Below are 19,263 nucleotides of genomic sequence, written 5' to 3' on the forward strand. Positions count from 1 at the left end.
CATGCGCTACTGACATTGGCATGACGATGACGACGATGATCAACGGCTGGTGGTGGCGCTCCTGGTAACAGGCGGCGAACGACAGCGCGTGACTTAACGTCATTCGGGGAGTTTCAAAAAGCCGCCGCGGGGTCCCGCCGGCGGCTTTGTCATGTCCGGCCGGGAGGATCGCGGCCAGCGGAGGCAGGGAAGACGGACATGCAGACAGGACGCGAAGAGAGCTTCGTGACGAAGGGGGGGATCGGCATCAGCGTCGTGACGCGGGCCGCCGACTACGACCAGGGCACCTCGCCCTGGATCGACCGGCTGGACGCTGAGCGGGGTGCGGTCTTCTCTTCTTCTTACGAATATCCCGGCCGCTACACCCGCTGGGACATGGCGCTGGTCAACCCGCCAATGGCGCTGGAGTCCCGGGGTTCCGACGTGCGCGTCGAGGCGCTGAACGAGCGCGGGCTTCTGCTGCTGCCGGCGGTCGAGCGCTGCCTTGCCGCGCAGGAGGACGTCGAAGGCCTTGCCCGCGACGGCAACCTCCTGACCCTGCGGATCAAGCCGGCCACCCGCGCTTTTGCCGAGGAGGAGCGCTCGCGCCAGCCCTCCGTCTTCTCGGTGATCCGGGCGATCAGCGCGCTGTTTGCCTGCGACGACGGCCATCTCGGCCTCTACGGCGCTTTCGGCTACGATCTCGCGTTCCAGTTCGAGCCGATCGAATTGATCCTCGCGCGCCCCGACGACCAGCGCGACGTGGTGCTCTACCTGCCGGACGAGATCCTGCTGGTCGACCACTACGGCCGCAAGGCGCATGTGCGAAGCTACGACTTCGAGATCGACGGGACCAGCACCGCCGACCTGCCGCGCGGCGGCAAGAAAGAAGCCTACCGGCCGGCCAACGAGGATCCGGGGCGGGGCGACCATGAGCCCGGCGAATATGCCAGGCTGGTGGATGCTGCCAAGGACTACTTCCGGCGCGGCGACCTGTTCGAGACCGTTCCCGGCCAGGTGTTCTACGAGGCCTGCCCGGCAGCGCCCTCCGCCGTCAGCCGAAGGCTGACGGAAATCAACCCCTCCCCCTATGGCTTCTTCATCAACCTGGGCAACGCCGAATATCTGGTCGGTGCCAGCCCGGAAATGTATGTCCGCGTCTCCGGCGGCCGGCGGGTCGAGACCTGCCCGATCTCCGGCACCATCCGGCGCGGTCGAAACGCGATCGAGGACGAGGCGCAGATCCGCAAGCTGTTGAATTCGGCCAAGGACGAGGCCGAGCTCACCATGTGCTCCGACGTCGATCGCAACGACAAGAGCCGCATCTGCGTGCCGGGCTCGGTGCGGGTGATCGGCCGGCGCCAGATCGAGATGTATTCCCGCCTGATCCATACGGTCGACCATATCGAGGGCATCCTGCGCGACGATCTCGACGCGCTCGACGCCTTCCTGTCGCACACCTGGGCTGTAACCGTGACCGGGGCGCCGAAGCGGTGGGCGATGGAGTTCATCGAGCGCCACGAGAAGAGCCCGCGCGCATGGTATGGCGGCGCCATCGGCGCGATCCTGTTCAACGGCGACATGAACACGGGCCTGACCCTGCGCACCGTGCGGATCAAGGACGGCGTCGCCCAGATCCGCGCCGGCGCGACCCTGCTCTATGACAGCGTGCCGGAGGAGGAAGAGGCGGAGACGGAGTTGAAGGCGGAGGCGATGCGCGCCGCCGTGCGCGAGGCCGGGCTTGCCCGCGAACGCAAGATCGATCCTTTGGCCGCGCAGCCAGGCAAGGGACTGAAGATCCTGCTCGTCGACCACGAGGACAGTTTCGTCCACACGCTCGCCAACTATTTCCGGCAGACGGGCGCCGAGGTCGTCACCTATCGCTCACCGGTGGCGGACAGCGTGTTCCACGATGTTGCGCCGGATCTTGTGGTTCTGTCGCCCGGCCCCGGCAGTCCGAAGGACTTCGACTGCGCGGCGACCATCGGTCGGGCGCGGGCGCGCAGATTGCCGATCTTTGGCGTCTGCCTCGGACTGCAGGCCTTGGCGGAAGCCTATGGCGGCGAACTGGCGCAGCTAGCCATCCCGATGCACGGCAAGCCCTCACCCGTTTCGTTCATCGAAGGATCGATGCTGTTCGAAGGGCTCGCTTCGCCCGTGACGGTCGGTCGGTATCACTCGCTGCACGCGCGGCGGGACAAGCTGCCGGCCGGGTTCCGAGTGACATCCGAGACCGAGGACGGGGTGATCATGGCCGTCGAGCACGAAAGCGAACCGGTCGCGGCAGTGCAGTTCCATCCCGAGTCGATCATGTCGCTCGATCAGGATGCCGGCCACCGCATCATCCAGAACGTGGTCATCCGCCTCGCCCGCCAGACGTGGCAAGCGATGGCCGCTGCCGTCTGAACGACAGAAGTACGCCAACAGCCGGGTGCGGATCAGACCGCGCCCGGCCCTACTCGGCAGCTTCCCGGCCAGCGCCGGCCGGCCTGTTGCGCGTCTTCAGCTTGTGCGACACGTCGACAATGGCGCGGATCGCCGGCAGCAGTTCCGCGCCGAGATCGGTGAGGCAATATTCGACCGAGGGCGGCGATGTCGGGCGAACGGTGCGTGCCACCACCCCCTTCCTCTCCAGATCCCTGAGGCGGGCCGTCAGCACCTTGGCCGAGACCGCCGGTATGTCGAGCCGCAGCTCGGAGAAGCGGCGCGGGCCGGCGGCCAGGCACCAGATCACGTTCGGCGTCCAGGCTCCCTTCAGGATCTCCATGCAATGGCTCAAGGGGCAACCTTCCGGCGGCGGCGGACTGTGATTCTTGCGTATTTTCAAAGCCATGCCTGCCTCCTGAGCCTCGTCGATCCAGCCCTCACCAATGGAGCCAGCCCTGGGCGGCCGGGAGGGGTTACCGATCGGAAATCTCATTATCCCGTAACACAAGGTTTGCTGGTTTACAAAGGTAACCGAAGCTTCCTAGATGCCGGGGACGCGGCGGACAGCCGCAGCAACACCCCGGGGCCGGATGCAACCGGACCTACAGCCATAGGGACGCAGACACGATGAAGCTCTACTACAAGCCGGGCGCCTGCTCGCTCGCCACCCATATCGTCCTCAACGAGTTGGGCCTGTCCTTCGACATCGAAAGCGTCGACACGAGCGCGAAGACGACAGCCGGCGGGCGCGACTTCCTGGAGATCAACCCGGACGGCTACGTCCCAGCGCTGGAACTGGAGAACGGCAACGTCCTGACGGAGGGCGCCGCGATCCTGCAATATCTCGCCGACCAGCATCCGTCGTCCCGCCTCGCACCTGTGCCCGGCTCCTGGGAGCGGACCCAGCTTCACCGGCACCTGAACTTCATCGCAGCCGAGTTGCACAAGTCCTTCTCGCCGCTGTTCCAGGGAGCAGAAGGCGCTGCCCGCGAGGCGGCGATCGACAAGGTTCGCAAGCGGATCGCGCATTTCGAACCGATCTTCGCGGACGGTCGTCCCTACCTGATGGGCGACACGTTCTCGGTGGCCGACGCCTATCTCTTCACTGTGCTGAACTGGACCAACTTCATCGGTCTCTCGCTGGATGAGTACCCGCAGGCAAAGGCCTTCGTGGCTCGGATCGCCGAGCGAAAGGCCACCCAACAGGCGCTGGAGGCCGAGGGTCTGCGCAAGGCGGCCTGATCAGCCATCCGACCGGACCGACACCAGGACGGCGGGCGGGTATTGCGTCCGCCGCTCCTGAAAGAACGGACAAGCGCGATGACCTTCAGTGATCGGGCGGGCTTCGCCGCCATTCTTGATCTTTGCGGGCGCTATCATGACGCCCTGCACCGAAGCGACGCCGTACTGCTCGGCAGCCTGTTCCACGACCGCGCGCTTTACGCGGCGACGACCGACGGCGACATCCGCTTCTGGTCGATGGACCATTATCTGCCGATCGTCGCTGCCCGCCCCTCACCCGCCTCGCGCGGTGAACCGGCGGACGGCGAAGTTGTCGCCATCACCTTCGCAGGCCCCAATGCAGCGCTGGCGCAGGTTCGCAGCTCGATCGGCGAGCGGTTCTTCACCGACTTCCTGTCGCTGGTGAAGATCGACGGACGCTGGCTGATCGCCGCCAAGGTTTTCGACTACACCACCCGGCCACGCAACGCGGCCGCCTGACACGAACAAGGACAAGGACAAGGACACCCATGCCATATGTGAACATCAAGGTGACACGCGAAGGCGTCACCCGCGAGCAGAAGGCCCGGCTGATCGCCGGCGTCACCGATCTCCTGGTCGATGTGCTGAACAAGGACCCGGAGACGACGTTTGTCGTGATCGATGAAGTCGAACTGGAAAACTGGGGAATTGCCGGTGTGCAGACCGATGTCTTTCGCGCCCGGAAGAAGGCCGCCGCACAGGAGTGACAGCGGGCGCCTGCTATTTCCTGCCAAGCAGTGGAGACAGGGCCTCGACAAGGCCGGGCGAGAGCAGTTCGGCGCCGCGCACCGTCAGGTGGTTGGAATCGAAATAGAGCGGCTCGCCCGCAGCCACGATCCGGCAGGCGGCCCCCGCGCCGCATAGCGCATCCAGCGGGTCGACCACACGCCAGCCGTGGCCGGTTGCCGCCTGATCGAGCGCCGCACGGGTGGCTTGCTGGCGTGTCAGTGCGGCCTGGCGTCCGGGGCCCGCAGGCTCGGCCAGGCCGAAGCGATCCGACACGGCGATTGCCGAGGGCACGTTGATGCCGGGTTCGGGAACCGTGTGAACCAGGATCACCGGAATGCCGGTGTCTGCAAGCCGCGCAGCGAGAGCCGCGGAAGCCTGCGTCAGTTCCATCAGGCGCGCGCGGCGCACCGATGCGGAAGGGGGCGGCGCGAAGCGCAGGTCGACGCCCGTGCCGCCCTCCGCAATGAGTGTCCAGCGGGCGGCAAGGATCACCGCATCCGGGCGGGCAGCGAGGATCTCGTCCAGAACCTGCTCCGTGAACTGCTGGCAGGTGCCATCGCGTTCGGAGCCCGAAATGCGGGGATCGACCAGCGGCGGGCAGCCGGCCTTGGCGATGAGAAGCCCGCCAATCCCGAGCTCGGCCAGGGCAGCGTCGACGCCCGGCGCCAGGGCAGCCGCGTGAGAATCGCCCCACAGAACCACCCGGGCAGCCCCCTCGTGAGCGCCCAACCGGCAGGGACTCTCCGGCACGCCTCTCTCCGCAAACGAGAAACCCTCGTCGCGCCAGCGGCTCATGCAGGCGAGCCTGTCGCTTGCCCGCCATTCCTCATTCGCAGACATCAGACCGGCAACCCGTGGCGGGATGCGCTGCGGCAGGCCGTCGGTCGCCTCCACCACGGCGGTGACCGCGAGCGTTGCCAGCGACAGACCGGCGAAAAGACCGAAGGCGCGCGCGGCCCCCGCGGAGCGCCAGCCGCGCGCCGGCTGCTCGACGAAGCGCCATGTCGCCGCAGAGAGCGCCGCCATCAGCAGCAAGAGCGAGGCGGTGGTTGCCGGCGAGGCAGGATCGAATCCAAGCGTGCGGGCAAAGGCGATCACCGGCCAATGCCAGAGATACAAGGAGTAGGAAACGAGGCCGACGGCGATGCTGACCCGCCAGCGCAGCACGGACGTGGCGTGGGGTTGCCCACCGGTGCCGGAGATGATGACGAGCCCGGCGCCAAGGCACGGCAGCAGTGCCCAGCCCCCAGGATAGGCCAGACGATCCGACAGCAGGACGAAGGACGCGGCGATCAGGACAAGCCCCAGCGCTCCGGCGAGTTCGCGCCGGATGGGCGAGAGCGCTCTCCCGGCGCCCGACAGGGCGAGCAGCGCACCGATCATCAGTTCGAAGGCCCGCGTGTGCGGCATGAAAAACCCGGCGCGCGGTGCAAACACCGCCATGGCAATGCTCGCCGCAAGCGACACCGCCCCGAGGACGAGCACGAGCAACAGCGCCTTGCGGGTCGACGCGCCGGCAGGGCGCACCAGCAGCATCAGGAGCAGCGGGAAGACGACGTAGAACTGCTCCTCGACCGCGAGCGACCACAGGTGCAGCAGATGATCCTGTTCCGACGCCTGGTCGAAATAGTCGATCCGCTGGGCGAACCAGAAATTGGCGGCGAACAGCACGGAGGCCCGCGCCGACATGGAGAACGCCTCGAACTCCATCGGCATCAGCACCAGCGCTGCCACCAGGAAGCTTGCCGCGAGCACCAGGTAATAGGCGGGCACGATGCGCAGGATGCGCCGCTGGTAGAAGCCCTTCAGCGTGAAGCGTCCGGCTGCAAGCTCCGACCAGACGATGCCGGTGATGAGGTAACCGGAGATGACGAAGAAGATGTCGACACCGGCAAAGCCGCCCGGCAGCCAGTTCGCATCGAGATGGAACACCACCACGGACAGGACGGCCACGGCGCGCAGGCCGTCGATATCCGGTCGGTAGGCAGGAGAGGTCACGTGGTCGACAGGCCCTGTTCGATGGTGCGGCTGTCTATTCCATAAGGCGCCGGGCTGCACAAGCGGGCTGAGCATGCGCAGCCCGCAGGGCTTGTCGTTGCCCGAGCGGTTACACCGGCAGGATCGCAGTCCCCTCGATCTCCACCATCGCCTCCGGCTCGACCAGCGCCACCACCTGGACGACGGCCATCGCCGGATAGTTGCGTCCCATTACCGAGCGGTAGACGGGCCCGAGTTCCTTCAGGCACTCGCGATAGGCGTCGATGTCGGTGACATACCAGGTCAGGCGGGCAATGTGCTCGGGACCGCCGCCGGCAGCGGCGACGACGGCGACAACGTTCTCCAGCGTCTGGCGGATCTGGCCGAGGAAATCGGACGCGAAGACCCCGTCCGGAGTCCAGCCGATCTGACCACCGGTCAGCACCATCCGTCCCTCCCCGGCCATGCCGTTGGCATAGCCTTTCGGGATCGGCCAGCCATCGGGCTGCAGGGCCGCAAGCGGCGAGGGAACGGCGGCACGCGCAGGCATCGCGGTGGCGGTGTCGGCAGTCTTGCTCATAGGGTCTTCCAGGTCCCGATCTTCAACGGTTCGCGTTTACGACGCGGCGGATCTTGCGGCCGGCGGCTCGCTCTCTCCCGCCGCCAGTTCACGCAGCGCAAAACGCTGCAGCTTGCCCGTCTCGGTGCGCGGCAGCGCGGAGACGAATTCGATGGCACGCGGATACTTGTAGGGAGCGAGTTCAGCCTTGATGTAGTCCTGCAGTTCCTTCACCAGCGCCGCATCCCCCGTGACGCCGGGTTTCAGCACCACATAGGCCTTGACGATGCGGCCACGATCCGGATCCGGGGCACCGACCACTCCGCACTCCGCCACGGCCGGATGGGCCAGCAGCGTTCCTTCGACCTCCGGACCGGCAATGTTGTAGCCGGACGACACGATCATGTCGTCGGAGCGCGCCTGATACCAGAAATAGCCGTCAGCGTCGCGGATATAGGTGTCGCCCGTGACGTTCCAGCCGTTGATCACATAGCTGGCCTGGCGGTCGTCGGCGAGATACCTGCAACCGGTGGGACCGCGCACGGCGAGCCGGCCGGGCGAGCCGTCCGGCACTTCCTCACCGTCGGGGCCGATCACCTTCGCCTCGTAGCCCGGCACGGGCTTGCCGGTGGCTCCGGGACGCACGTCCTCCTCGCGCGCGGCGATAAAGATATGCAGCATTTCGGTCGCGCCGATGCCATCGAGAATGCGGATGCCGGTTGCCGCCAGCCATTCGTCCCAGGTCGCCTTGGGCAGGGCCTCACCAGCCGAAACGCATTTGCGCAAGGACGAGAGATCCGCCTCGCCCTTCTTGGCGAGGATCGCGCGATAGGCGGTCGGCGCGGTGAAGAGCACAGTGGGGCGCATCTGAGGGATCGCCTTCAACAGATCGTCGGGACCGGCCCGCTCCAGCAGGATGGCGGTCGCACCGACGCGGAAGGGGAACAGCACCAGCCCGCCGAGGCCGAAGGTGAAGGCAAGCGGCGGCGAGCCGATGAACACGTCGCTTTCCTGCGGCCGCAGGACTTCGCGCGCGTAGCAATCGCAGATCGCCAGCATGTCGCGGTGAAAGTGCATCGTTGCCTTGGGCACGCCGGTGGTGCCGGAGGTGAAGCCGAGCAGACAGACGTCGTCGGCAGCGGTATCGCAGGCCGCGAAGTCCGGCGAAGCGGCCTCCATGCGGCGCTCCAGCGAAGCGTCGTCGCCACTGCCGGCATAGAGGATCGTCGCCAGCCGGCCGGTACGGCCGCGCGTCAGTTCCATCTCCTCGGCAAGGCGGTGGTCGCAGACGGCGAGCGAGAGCTCCGACTTGTCGACGATGACGGCAAGCTCCTTGGCGCGCAGCAGGGGCATGGTGGCAACGACAATGCCGCCGGCTTTCAGAATCGCGAAGTAAACCGCGGTCATCATCGGCGTATTGGGAAAGCGCAGCAGCACCCGGTGGCCCGGCTGCAAGCCGAAATCGGCGACAAGGACATTGGCGATGCGGTTCACCTTTTCGGCGAGTTCCGCATAGGTCCAGCGCTCGGTCGGGGAAACCAGCGCCAGCTTGTCGCCGCGCCCTTGCGCGACGCTGCGGTCGATCAGCTCGACGGCACAGTTCATGCGCTCGGGATAGCCGAGCTTTTTCAGGTTGATGAAGTCGGGCCAGAGCTCACGCGGTGGCAGATTGTCCGCCGCGAAAGTGTCGGTATGGGCTGAGCGGGCCATTCGGCACTCCTGTGGAAGGTTGGGGCGGCCGGTTTCCGGCGCGTTCTATGGTCGTCATTCGGCCGCCGCCGCCGAGGAGCGGCGGGCGGCATGGTCGGCGATCGCCTGACGCGCGATCACGATCTTCTGGATTTCTGTTGCGCCCTCGTAGATGCGCAGCGCGCGGACATCGCGGTAGAGCTCTTCCACCTTGCAGCCGACGCGCACGCCATGGCCGCCATGAAGCTGGACCGCACGGTCCACCACTTTCTGGGCATTCTCCGTTGCGACCATCTTGGCGAGCGCCGCTTCTCGCGTGACGCGCGGGGCGCCCATGTCCTTGGTCCAGGCGGCGCGATAGACCAGCAGTGCCGCTGCATCGACATCCGCGACCATGTCGGCCAGCGCGCCTTGCGTCATTTGCAGATCGGCAAGCGGTGCCCCGAAAAGCTGGCGACTGGTGGTGTGCTCCAGCGTATCGGCAAGGGCCCGGCGCGCGAAGCCGAGCGCCGCCGCCCCGACCGTGGAACGGAAGATGTCGAGCGTCGCCATGGCGACCTTGAACCCCTCCCCCGGCCGGCCAAGGCGAGCGGAGACGGGCACCCGGACACCGTCGAAGGACAGGGTCGCCAGCGGATGCGGAGCGACCGTGTCGATGCGCTCCTTGACCGAGAACCCGGCCGTGTCGGCGTCGACCACGAAGGCCGAGAGCCCCCTCGCGCCCGGCGCCTCGCCGGTGCGGGCGAAAACCACGTAGTGATCGGCAATGCCGCCGTTGGAGATCCAGGTCTTCTCGCCGGAGATGCGGACATGGTCCAGCCCGTCGGCGTCCGCGACGGTGGCCAGCGCCGCCACGTCGGAGCCGGCCTCCGGCTCTGACAAGGCGAAGGCCGCGATCTTCTCGCCGCGCATGACCGGAGGCAGGTAGCGATCCTTCAGCTCGTTCGAGCCGGCAAGCGTGATGGAGCCGGTGCCCAGCCCCTGCATGGCGAAGGCGAAGTCGGCGAGACCGTTGTAGCGGGCGAGCGTTTCGCGGGCGATGCACAGGCTGCGAACGTCCAGCCGCTCATGCAAGCCGCCATGGGACGCCGGAACGGCGGCACGCAGCAGACCGGCCTTGCCGAGCGCGGCGACCAGCCTGCGACAGGAACCATCGACGTCATGATGGTCGGCAAGCCGCTCGACCTCGGCGGCGGCGAAGGCCTCCACCCGCGCGGCAAAGGCGCGGTGTCCGTCGTCGAAGAACGGCCAGTCGAGAAAGCTCAGGTCGGTCATCGCATCCTCCTCGACGACAGCGCGTCAATTGCCCTCGAAGACGGGCTTCTGCTTCGCCGCGAAGGCCTCGAAGGCGCGGCGATAGTCCTCGGTCTTCATGCAGACCGCCTGCGCCAGCGCCTCGGCTTCGATGGCCTGGTCGATCGACATGTCCCACTCCATGTGGAGCATGCGCTTGGTCATGGCATTGGCGAAGGTCGGACCGGCGGAGAGGCCGTCGGCCAGCGACTTCGCCTCTTCGAGAACCGCCTCGGGCGACGCCAGACGGTTGAAGAAGCCCCAGCGCTCGGCCTCCTCGCCGCTCATCACGCGGCCGGTATAAAGAAGTTCCGAGGCACGCCCCTGTCCAATGATCCTCGGCAGGATGGCGCAGGCGCCCATGTCGCAGCCGGCAAGACCGACCCGGTTGAACAGGAAGGCGACCTTGGCGCCGGCCGTTCCCACGCGCAGATCCGACGCCATGGCGACGATTGCCCCCGCACCGACGCAGATTCCGTCGATGGCGGCGACGATCGGCTGCGGGCAGGCGCGCATCGCCTTGACCAGCTCGCCGGTCATCCGGGTGAACTGCAGCAGGCCCGGCATGTCGCGCGACAACAATGGCTCGATGATCTCGAAGACGTCGCCGCCGGAGCAGAAATTGCCGCCGGCACCGGTGACGACCACCGTCTTCACCTCGTCGTCAAACTGCAGGGCGCGGAACAGGTCGCGCAATTCGGCGTAGGAATGGAAGGTCAGCGGGTTCTTGCGCTCCGGCCGGTTCAGCGTGATCACCGCCGTCTTGCCGTCCACCTCGAGACGGAAATGGGTCGGCCGATAGTCCCGCACGGGCAGCGCGATCGGATAGGTCTCCTGTGCGCCGACGATCGGGGCGGAAACGGTGGCATCAGCCATTGGACGGCTCCTTGTGGATAGATGGCGCGTTGCGAGCGGCCTCCGAGGCCGCTCGCGCCGAAGCCTTGGCCCGTGCAAGCAGCGCCATGAGCTGCTCGATGTCGGCGTCCGAAAGCCCGGCGAAGAGATCGCCGACCCAGTCGCCATGGGCATGTGCCATGGCCTCGAAACCGGCCCGTCCCTCGGGTGTCAGGGTGACCAGGGCGGAGCGCCGGTCGCCGGGAGCCGGGCGCCGCTCGACGAGCCCGTCCTGGACCAGGCGCTCGACAAGGCCGGTGACATTGCCGGCCGAGACCATCATGCGCCGCGAAAGATCGCCGAGGGTCAGTCCTTCCGGCGCCTTTTCCAATTGCGCCATCAGATCGAAGCGCGGCAGGGTGACATCGAACGCGCCGCGCAACCGGGAGCGGATCTCGCTCTCGATCAGGTTTGTCAGGGTCAGCAGCCGCAGCCAAAGGCGCAGCTCCGCGCGGTGATCGTCGCCATGCAGGCGGGTCTCCGCATCGAGCAGGACGGCAGGAGCCTCCGCCTCGCTGTCGCCAATGTCCTTGCTAGCGCCCTCGTCCATCCCTCTTCCCTCACATCACCTCGCCGCCGGCGACCGCGATCGCCTGGCCGGTCACGGAACGGGCCGCATCGCCCGCCAGCCAGGCAACCGCGTCGGCCACCTCGTTCGGATCGATCAGCCGTTTCTGCGGATTGTCGCGCACCATGTCGGCGACAATGTCCGCCTCCTCACGGCCGGTCTTTGCGCGGATCCGCGCAACGCTCTCGCGCACCAGATCGGTGTCGGCAAAGCCCGGACAGACCGCGTTGACGGTCACCCCGGTTTCCGCCGTTTCCAGCGCCAGCGACCGCGTCAGACCGATCACCGCATGCTTGGCGGCCACATAGGCCGAGACGTAACGATAGCCCTTGAGCCCCGCCGTCGAGGCGACATTGACGATGCGCCCGTCGCCGACCGCGATCATGCCAGGCAGCACGGCGTGGCAGGCGTTCACAATGCTCATCAGATTGACCGAGAACATCCGCTCGAAACGCTCGGGCGGCGTCTTCAGGAAGGGAGAGCTTTCCGCCTGCCCGGCATTGTTGACGAGGATCGCAACGCTGCCGTGCATCTCCTCGCACGCGCGCAGCGCCGCGATCAGCGCGTCCCGGTCGGTGACGTCGGCGACAGCAAAACCGGCCGCTCCGATCTCGCGCGCCGTCTGCTCCGCCCGCACGGCATTTCGCCCGAGGATGGTGACGGTTGCGCCGTCGGCGATCAGCCGGCGGGCGATCGCAAGCCCGATCCCGCGCGTTCCCCCGGTCACTAGGGCGTGACGGCCGTGCAACGGAGCCTCTTTCGCCATGCCTCTCCCCGAACCTTTCTCCGGTCGGCGCCGCGCCACCAGAACGGCGTTGCGTCGCGAATTATTTTAAGCTTAAAATATCTGCGAGGGGGACGCAAGCGCATCGATGCGGCGACCCGAGATCGGCGGCACGCCGGCCTGTCGGGAGGCCTGCGAGGCTTGGCCGGCGGCGATGTCCCGCAAACCGAACACGACAGGGAAGGATCTGGTCATGCGTATCGAGGTCATCGGCGGCGGCCCGGCGGGGCTCTATTTCGCCATCCTCATGAAGAAGGCGCGCCCGTCGGCCCGCATCACCGTGCATGAACGCAACAGGCCAGACGACACGTTCGGCTTCGGCGTCGTGTTTTCCGATCAGACCCTTGAGACCTTCGAGAAATACGATCGCGAGAGCTATCGCGCCATCACCGAGAACTTCGCCTATTGGGATGACATCGCGATCCACTACAAGGATGCGAGCTTCCGGATCGGCGGCAACGGGTTCTGCGGCTGCTCCCGGCGCACGCTGCTGCTGCTGCTGCAGGAGCGCGCCCGCGAACTCGGCGTCGAGATGCACTTCCAGGCCGAGGTTCCGGGCATCGAGCAATTCCCCGACGCAGACCTGATCGTCGCCGCGGACGGCATCAACTCGGCAGTGCGCGAAGCCCATCGCGACCACTTCCGCCCCTCGGTCGACCTGCGCCCGAACAAGTTCACCTGGATGGGCTCCACCAAGCCGCTCGACGCCTTCACCTTCTATTTCAAGGAGACCGAGCACGGCATCTTCATCGCCCACACCTATCAGTACGAGCCGGGCCGCTCGACCTGGGTCCTGGAGACCGATCCGGAGACGTTCGGGAGGGCCGGCATCGGAGCGATGTCGGAGCAGGAGTCGGCCGACTTTCTCGAAGGCGTGTTCGCGCAAGAGCTCGATGGCCACAAGCTGCTGATCAACCGGTCGATGTGGCGCAACTTTCCGATGATCCGCAACGCCCGCACGACGATGGACAATGTGGTTCTGCTGGGCGATGCCAAGTCGACGGCGCATTTCTCCATCGGGTCCGGCACCAAGCTTGCCATGGAAGACGCCATCGCGCTCTACGAGAGCGTGATGCGCAAGCCGACCATTGCGGACGCGCTTGCCGATTTCGAGGACACGCGCCGCGAGGAGGTGGAGAAGACCCAGCATGCGGCGGACGTGTCGCTCGTCTGGTTCGAGCATGTGAAGCGCTACTGGCACATGGATCCGGTCACCTTCGCCTTCGGCGTGATGACCCGCTCCAAGGCGATCACCTATGACAATCTGGAACTGCGCGCGCCTGACTTCGTCGACGCCGCGGCTCGCGCCTTTGCGGAGAAGGTCAAGGCGTCCGGGCTCGACGTCGACACGCAGCGCCCGACGGTTCCCGCCTTCCAACCGCTGCGCCTGCGCGAGATGCAGGTCTCGAACCGCTTCGTCGTCTCGCCGATGTGCATGTATTCCGCCGTCGACGGCATGCCCCAGGACTTCCACCTCGTCCACTACGGCTCGCGCGCCATGGGCGGTGCCGGCCTCGTCTTCACCGAGATGACCTGCGTGTCGCCAACCGCGCGGATCACTCCGGGCTGCGCCGGCCTTTGGACCGACGAGCAACAGGTCGCATGGACGCGCATCGTCGACTTCGTCCATGCGCAGTCGGATGCGAAGATCTGCCTGCAGCTCGGCCATGCCGGGCGCAAGGGTGCCTCGAAGCTGATGTGGGAGGGCATGGACCGGCCGCTGCCCGCGACCGAGGCCTGGCCGATCCTGTCGGCGTCCGCCCTGCCCTATTATCCCGAGAGCCAGACGCCGAAGGCGATGGACCGGGCCGACATGGATGCGGTGAAGGCGGATTTCGTTGCCGCCGTCGAGCGGGCGATTGCCTGCGGCTTCGACATGATCGAGCTGCACTGCGCCCATGGCTATCTGCTGGCAAGCTTCCTGTCGCCGGTCACCAACCAGCGTGACGACGCCTATGGCGGCTCCATCGAGAACCGGTTGCGTTACCCGCTCGAGGTGTTCGAGGCGATGCGTGCGGCCTGGCCGAAGCACAAGCCGATGTCCGTGCGCGTCTCGGCGACCGACTGGATCGAGGGTGGCATCACCGGCGACGACAGTGTGGTGATCGCCCGCGCCTTCGCCCAGGCTGGCGCCGATCTCATCGATGTCTCCACCGGCCAGACCAGCCCGGAAAGCTCGCCGGTCTACGGCCGCATGTACCAGACGTCCTTCTCCGACCAGATCCGCAACGAAGCGGGCATCGCCACCATGGCGGTCGGCGCCATCACCTCGGCGGACCAGGCCAACACGATCCTGGCCGCCGGCCGCGCCGATCTGATCGCGCTGGGGCGGCCGCATCTCGCCGACCCCGCCTTCACCTTGCGCGCGGCGGGCGACTACGGCGTGGGCGACATCTTCGCTCCGAAACAGTACCAGCCGGGCAAGTTCCAGCTCCTGCGCAACGCGGAGCGGGCTCGCGAGGAATTGAAGGAACTGAAGCTCAAGGCGAAGCCGAAGACCCACAACCCGGCCTATCGCGAAGCCGCGGAATAGGGCGCAAAATCGGCAACTCTCTCCGGGGCGCGTGCTGCTGCGACAGGACGCGCCCCGTGCAATCGCGCTTGTGCGACTCCGCGTCCGGGAGTAAGCATTCCGCCAATACGTCTTCTTTCCGGACATTCACACGTGGATCAACGCATCCGTCGGACCAGCGCCGACACGGTCGCAAGCGCGTCCGCGTCGAACAGGCTGGTTGTGCTGGACGCCCTGCGCGGCCTTGCGGCCCTCGGCATCCTGTGGCGCAACATCTTCGTTTTCGGCATGCCCACCGTCGCCTTCGCCCTGCCGGAAGAGTGGGGGGAGACGGTCGTCGCCAATGTCGCGTCGTGGTTGTTCGTCGTCATCTTCGTCGACGGAACCATGCGCGGCCTGTTCTCGCTGATCTTCGGGGCGACCGCGATCCTGCTGATGGAGCGTCATGCCCGCGCGCCTGGCGGGCTGCTGGCGGCAGATCTCTATTTTCGCCGGCTGATGTGGCTGATCGTCTTCGGCATCGTTCACGGCTATCTGCTGCTGTGGCCACATGACGTTCTCTACGTTTACGGCATTCTGGGGATGTTCCTGTTCGTCTTCCGGAACGTCTCGGGCCGGACGCTCCTCGCCATTGCGCTGGTGATCTTCGTTGCTTCCTCCCTCAAGGACGGGACCGGCCTGTCGCTGGACCGCATCTCAAGCGATGCCTTCGAGGCGGCGCAGAGCGAGCAGGCGGCCTCCCACAGCGAGACCGAGACGTCCGAGACCCCGGCGGATTCCTCCGGGAGCTCGCAACCGCAGGAAGACAGCCGGCTCGAAAGCCAGGCTGCCGAAAGCCAGGATGGCGAAGACCAGGACGACGCCGCTCGCCAGGAGGCCGAGGAAGAAGCGGCCATGTTCGACGAGCTTGAGCGTATGGCTCTGGCGGAAATGGACGAGCGCCTCGCCAGCTATACCGAAGTCGTGCGCAACCTTGCTCCCGAAACCTTCCAGGAACAGACCACGCTTTTCTTCAGCGATCACATCTTGGATGTCGGCGCGATGATGTTCTTCGGAATGGCGCTCTACCGTCTCGGAGCCTTTTCGGGCCGCTGGAAATCATCGCACTATGCGATGATGACCGTCGCGGGCCTGTGTGGCGGGGCGCTGGTCGGCTTCCTTGTCCATGGCACCAGCGCTGTTCCCGGTTTCGAGAACTGGTCCATCGGCTCCTGGGACGCCTATCTCTACAATCTCCGAAGGTTGCTGATCGGGCTGGGCCTGATCGGGCTCGTCAACCTGCTCGTGCGGCGAGCCGCCGGACAGTCGCTGCTGTCTCCCATCGTCGCCGTCGGGCGCATTCCGCTCACCACCTATATCGGCCAGACGGTCATCTGCGTGCTGCTCTTCTATGGTTTCGGCTTCGGCCTGTTCGGGTCGATGGAGCATCACCAACTGCTTCTGGTCGCTCTTGCCATCAACGCGGCGCAGATCGTCTTCGCCCTTGCCTGGCAGCGCAGCGGCCGGCAGGGACCGATGGAATGGCTGCTGCGCTGGCTGACCCAGAAGGGGCCGGTTCCTCCCACCGACGCGGGACCCGAGCACAGGGGCTGACAGACGGGGCTGACAGACGGGGGCGGTCAGTCGCAGTCGCGGCGCGATGAGACGGCAGGGCCGCCCGACTGCCCGCTTCCGGTGACGACGCCAGTGGAGCGGCATCGCTCCCGGCGGGTCAGCGGCCGGGCTTCGCCGGCCATGCAGGCCGCGTAGGCCCTGTCGAACGCGGCCTGCCAGGCTGCGGCATCGACATGCCCCACCCCTTCGAGCGCGGCAATGCCCGCAGCGGTGCGCGCACCGCGCGCGGCGCCGTCCGGGCTCCAGCCGGTGCCGCGCCGGTCCCGCCCGGCAAGCCCGCCGACGATGGCGCCCTCGATGCCGGCAGCCGCCACGTCGCCTGCATGGGGGCCTCTCGGCGTGTCTCGGTCGGCAAAATCCGAAGCAATCTCGACACAGGCCTGCGACCGCGATGTGTCGACAGGCTCGGGACCGGAATCGGCCCGCGTCTCGAACGCTACCAGCAGCCCGCAGACGCACAGGGCGACGGCACACCGTCCAGGTGTTTCCAGCCAGACCGATCCCGTTCGCGTCATCGCGCCCTCCCATTCCGAGCAGGCCGATCGCGCGCAGCGCGCCCATCGCCGCCGGAAAACTCCCCTCAACCTATTCGGTTTCCGCTTTCCACATGCTTAACTTCACCGTCCGTGCAAGACGGGGCTTCACAGAGGAAATATTTTAGGCTTAAAATATTTCCAGCCGCCGGGAGAGCGGAAGCGGCAAACCCGCCGCGATAACGACGATATGCCATCCAGATGCACGCACGGACCAGACGGTCTGGCTGCGGGCGGTCCTGAGGGGAGACTATGATGAAGCGTATGTTGACGGCGGCAGTCGCCGCTGCGGCTCTTGGCCTGACCGGTCTGGCCGCCCAGGCCGAAAGCCTGAAAATCGGATTCCTCGCCACCTTGTCCGGACCGCCGGCTGCCCTCGGCGAACACATGCGCGACGGCTTCCTGCTTGGCGTGAAGCAGGCCGGTGGCAAGCTTGGCGGCCTCGACACCGAGGTCCTCGTCGTCGACGATGAGTTGAAGCCCGACGCGGCGCTGACCAAGGTGCGGGGCCTGATCGAACGCGACCAGGTCGACATCCTCGCCGGCATCGTGTTCTCCAACGTGATGATGGCCGTCTACAAGCCGATCATCGATTCCGAGACGATCTTCGTCGGCAGCAACGCTGGCCCGTCTCCGATCGCCGGCAAGGCCTGCTCGCCCTACTTCTTCACCACGTCCTATCAGAACGACCAGAACCATGAGGCGATGGGCAAGTATGCCGAGGATGCCGGCTACAAGCGCATGATCATCATGGCGCCGAACTATCAGGCCGGCAAGGACTCGCTGGCGGGCTTCAAGCGCTACTTCAAGGGCGAGGTCGTCGATGAGATCTACACCCAGCTCGGCCAGCTCGACTTCTCGTCGGAGCTGACGAAGATCGCCGCCGCCAAGCCGGACGCCGTTTTCGTGTTCATGCCGGGCGGCATGGGCGTCAACCTCGTCAAGCAATATGCTCAGGCCGGTCTGGCCGGTCAGGTGCCGTTCCTCTCCGCCTTCACCGTCGACGAGACGACGCTGCCGGCGACCCAGGACACCGCGCTCGGCCTCTTGTCTGGAGCTCAGTGGGCACCGAACCTCGACAACGAGGCCAATAAGGCCTTCGTCGCGGCCTTCGAGCAGGAATTCGGCTATGTGCCGTCCATCTATGCCTCGCAGGGCTATGACGCAGCGCGCCTCATCGACGGCGCTCTCAAGCAGGCCGGCGGCAAGGCCGACAAGGCCAAGCTGATGGCCGCCATGAAGGATGCTCCGTTCGAAAGCGTGCGCGGTGACTTCAGCTTCAACACCAACAACTTCCCGATCCAGGATGTGTATGTGGTGAAGGCCGTCAAGCGCGAGGACGGCAAGTATGCGACCGAAACCGTCGAAAAGGTCTTCGACGACAAGGTCGATGCCTATGTCGGCGAGTGCGCAATGAACTGACGCCCTTCCCGCCGGGGCCCGTGCACGCCCCGGCGGGACCTTCGCCCCATAACCTCCCATCGCAATGCTTGCGCAACCGACGAGGCCGGTCCGTTGAGCGCCACCCTTCTTGCCGTCCAGACGCTGAACGGCCTGCAACTCGGTATCCTGTTGTTCCTGATCGCCGCGGGCCTGACACTGGTCTTCGGTGTCATGGACTTCATCAATCTGGCGCATGGAGTGCAATACATGCTCGGCGCCTATCTGGCGGTTGCCGGCTATGGCATCACCGGAACGTTCTGGGGGGCGCTGCTGCTGGGCCTGCTGGGCGCACTCATTGTCGGGCTGGTCCTTGAACTGCTGGTTTTTCGGCATCTCTACGACCGGGATCACCTCGACCAGGTGCTGGCGACCTTCGGCATTATCCTGTTTCTCAACGAGGCGGTTCGCGCCATCTGGGGCTCGACACCGCTGACCCTGCCGATGCCGGATCTCCTGAGCGGGTCCTTCGAGCTGATGGACGGTCTGCGCTATCCGGTCTACCGCATCGCGCTCATCGCCGCCGGCCTGCTGGTGGCCGCCGTGCTCTACGTGCTCGTGACCCATACCCGCGCCGGCATGCTGGTGCGCGCAGGTGCCACCAACGCACCGATGGTTGCCGCGCTCGGCGTCGACATCCGCCGCCTGTTCATGCTGGTCTTCGGCTTCGGCACGATGCTCGCCGGTTTCGCCGGCATTCTCGCCGCGCCGATCCTCGTCGTCGAACCGGGCATGGGCGACAATCTGCTGATCCTTGCTTTCGTCGTCATCGTCATCGGCGGCATCGGCTCGATCCGTGGCGCCTTTATCGCCGCTCTGATCGTCGGCCTCGTCGACACGCTGGGGCGCGGGTTCGCGACCGATATCGCCAGACTGGTGATGTCTCCCTCGGCCGCCAATGGCGTCGGGCCGGCCATTGCATCGATGCTGATCTATGTCCTGATGGCCGCCGTCCTGTTCTTCCGGCCGACCGGCCTGTTCCCGGCGCGTGGAGGCTGACCC

General features: G+C 66.3%; 17 protein-coding genes. 8 read left to right on the forward strand and 9 right to left on the reverse strand.

All coding sequences use genetic code 11. The features are described from left to right. The first annotated feature begins 198 nt into the window (after nucleotides 1–198). On the forward strand, nucleotides 199–2,385 hold the full coding sequence (locus tag TSB10GB4_RS06640; protein WP_186395085.1) for an anthranilate synthase: 2,187 nt from the start codon (nucleotides 199–201) through the stop codon (nucleotides 2,383–2,385). Between the two features lie 49 nt (nucleotides 2,386–2,434). Here the strand turns inward: TSB10GB4_RS06640 and TSB10GB4_RS06645 are convergent, their stop codons facing one another. Then, a complete protein-coding gene (locus TSB10GB4_RS06645; protein ID WP_186395086.1) occupies nucleotides 2,435–2,812 on the reverse strand; it encodes a helix-turn-helix domain-containing protein in 378 nt (125 codons plus the stop codon). Between the two features lie 221 nt (nucleotides 2,813–3,033). Between TSB10GB4_RS06645 and gstA the strand changes: the two genes are divergently transcribed. The 3 genes from gstA (at nucleotide 3,034) to TSB10GB4_RS06660 (ending at nucleotide 4,376) form a co-directional block, all read left to right on the forward strand. Next, nucleotides 3,034–3,648 (forward strand): glutathione transferase GstA, encoded by a 615-nt coding sequence (gene gstA, locus TSB10GB4_RS06650; protein ID WP_186395087.1) that lies wholly within the window; start codon nucleotides 3,034–3,036, stop codon nucleotides 3,646–3,648. Between the two features lie 78 nt (nucleotides 3,649–3,726). After that, nucleotides 3,727–4,128, forward strand: a complete 402-nt coding sequence (locus TSB10GB4_RS06655) for a nuclear transport factor 2 family protein (protein WP_186395088.1) — start codon at nucleotides 3,727–3,729, stop codon at nucleotides 4,126–4,128. Nucleotides 4,129–4,157: 29 nt separating this feature from the next. Then, on the forward strand, nucleotides 4,158–4,376 hold the full coding sequence (locus TSB10GB4_RS06660; protein WP_186395089.1) for a 4-oxalocrotonate tautomerase family protein: 219 nt from the start codon (nucleotides 4,158–4,160) through the stop codon (nucleotides 4,374–4,376). Nucleotides 4,377–4,389: 13 nt separating this feature from the next. Here the strand turns inward: TSB10GB4_RS06660 and TSB10GB4_RS06665 are convergent, their stop codons facing one another. The 7 genes from TSB10GB4_RS06665 to TSB10GB4_RS06695 all read right to left on the reverse strand — a co-directional run bounded on the left by TSB10GB4_RS06665 (nucleotide 4,390) and on the right by TSB10GB4_RS06695 (nucleotide 12,144). Next, entirely contained in the window at nucleotides 4,390–6,396 is a 2,007-nt protein-coding gene (locus TSB10GB4_RS06665) for an acyltransferase family protein (protein WP_186395090.1), read from the reverse strand. 109 nt (nucleotides 6,397–6,505) lie between these two features. Beyond that, complete coding sequence (locus tag TSB10GB4_RS06670) at nucleotides 6,506–6,925, reverse strand: RidA family protein (RefSeq protein ID WP_244293206.1); 420 nt, start codon at nucleotides 6,923–6,925, stop codon at nucleotides 6,506–6,508. Nucleotides 6,926–6,991: 66 nt separating this feature from the next. Next, a complete protein-coding gene (locus TSB10GB4_RS06675; RefSeq protein ID WP_186395091.1) occupies nucleotides 6,992–8,644 on the reverse strand; it encodes a benzoate-CoA ligase family protein in 1,653 nt (550 codons plus the stop codon). A gap of 54 nt (nucleotides 8,645–8,698) precedes the next feature. After that, nucleotides 8,699–9,898 (reverse strand): acyl-CoA dehydrogenase family protein, encoded by a 1,200-nt coding sequence (locus TSB10GB4_RS06680; protein WP_186395092.1) that lies wholly within the window; start codon nucleotides 9,896–9,898, stop codon nucleotides 8,699–8,701. A gap of 24 nt (nucleotides 9,899–9,922) precedes the next feature. Beyond that, nucleotides 9,923–10,792: an enoyl-CoA hydratase family protein gene (locus TSB10GB4_RS06685; RefSeq protein ID WP_186395093.1), complete on the reverse strand. Its 870-nt coding sequence runs from the start codon at nucleotides 10,790–10,792 to the stop codon at nucleotides 9,923–9,925. Beyond that, entirely contained in the window at nucleotides 10,785–11,360 is a 576-nt protein-coding gene (locus tag TSB10GB4_RS06690; protein WP_186395094.1) for a MarR family winged helix-turn-helix transcriptional regulator, read from the reverse strand. Before TSB10GB4_RS06690 ends, TSB10GB4_RS06685 begins: the two co-directional genes overlap by 8 nt. 10 nt (nucleotides 11,361–11,370) lie before the next feature. Further along, on the reverse strand, nucleotides 11,371–12,144 hold the full coding sequence (locus tag TSB10GB4_RS06695) for an SDR family NAD(P)-dependent oxidoreductase (RefSeq protein WP_186395095.1): 774 nt from the start codon (nucleotides 12,142–12,144) through the stop codon (nucleotides 11,371–11,373). 211 nt (nucleotides 12,145–12,355) lie between these two features. Here TSB10GB4_RS06695 and TSB10GB4_RS06700 point away from each other — a divergent pair, with 211 nt between their 5' ends. Then, the gene (locus TSB10GB4_RS06700) at nucleotides 12,356–14,695 is read left to right on the forward strand and encodes a bifunctional salicylyl-CoA 5-hydroxylase/oxidoreductase (protein WP_186395096.1); all 2,340 of its coding nucleotides are present in this window, start codon (nucleotides 12,356–12,358) and stop codon (nucleotides 14,693–14,695) included. A gap of 132 nt (nucleotides 14,696–14,827) precedes the next feature. Then, nucleotides 14,828–16,267 carry a DUF418 domain-containing protein gene (locus TSB10GB4_RS06705; protein WP_186395097.1) on the forward strand — a complete coding sequence of 480 codons (1,440 nt, stop codon included), beginning with the start codon at nucleotides 14,828–14,830 and terminating at the stop codon, nucleotides 16,265–16,267. A 26-nt stretch (nucleotides 16,268–16,293) separates the two neighbouring features. On the opposite strand, the gene TSB10GB4_RS06710 is transcribed toward TSB10GB4_RS06705, so the two are convergent. After that, on the reverse strand, nucleotides 16,294–16,803 hold the full coding sequence (locus tag TSB10GB4_RS06710; protein WP_186389932.1) for a hypothetical protein: 510 nt from the start codon (nucleotides 16,801–16,803) through the stop codon (nucleotides 16,294–16,296). A 273-nt stretch (nucleotides 16,804–17,076) separates the two neighbouring features. Here TSB10GB4_RS06710 and TSB10GB4_RS06715 point away from each other — a divergent pair, with 273 nt between their 5' ends. Both TSB10GB4_RS06715 and TSB10GB4_RS06720 read left to right on the forward strand, forming a co-directional pair. Further along, complete coding sequence (locus tag TSB10GB4_RS06715) at nucleotides 17,077–18,243, forward strand: ABC transporter substrate-binding protein (RefSeq protein WP_186389933.1); 1,167 nt, start codon at nucleotides 17,077–17,079, stop codon at nucleotides 18,241–18,243. A 93-nt stretch (nucleotides 18,244–18,336) separates the two neighbouring features. Next, nucleotides 18,337–19,260 (forward strand): branched-chain amino acid ABC transporter permease, encoded by a 924-nt coding sequence (locus TSB10GB4_RS06720; protein WP_186395098.1) that lies wholly within the window; start codon nucleotides 18,337–18,339, stop codon nucleotides 19,258–19,260. The last annotated feature ends 3 nt before the right edge of the window (nucleotides 19,261–19,263 follow it).

The sequence above is a fragment of the Stappia sp. TSB10GB4 genome, from assembly GCF_900185745.1.
GTDB lineage: Bacteria > Pseudomonadota > Alphaproteobacteria > Rhizobiales > Stappiaceae > Stappia.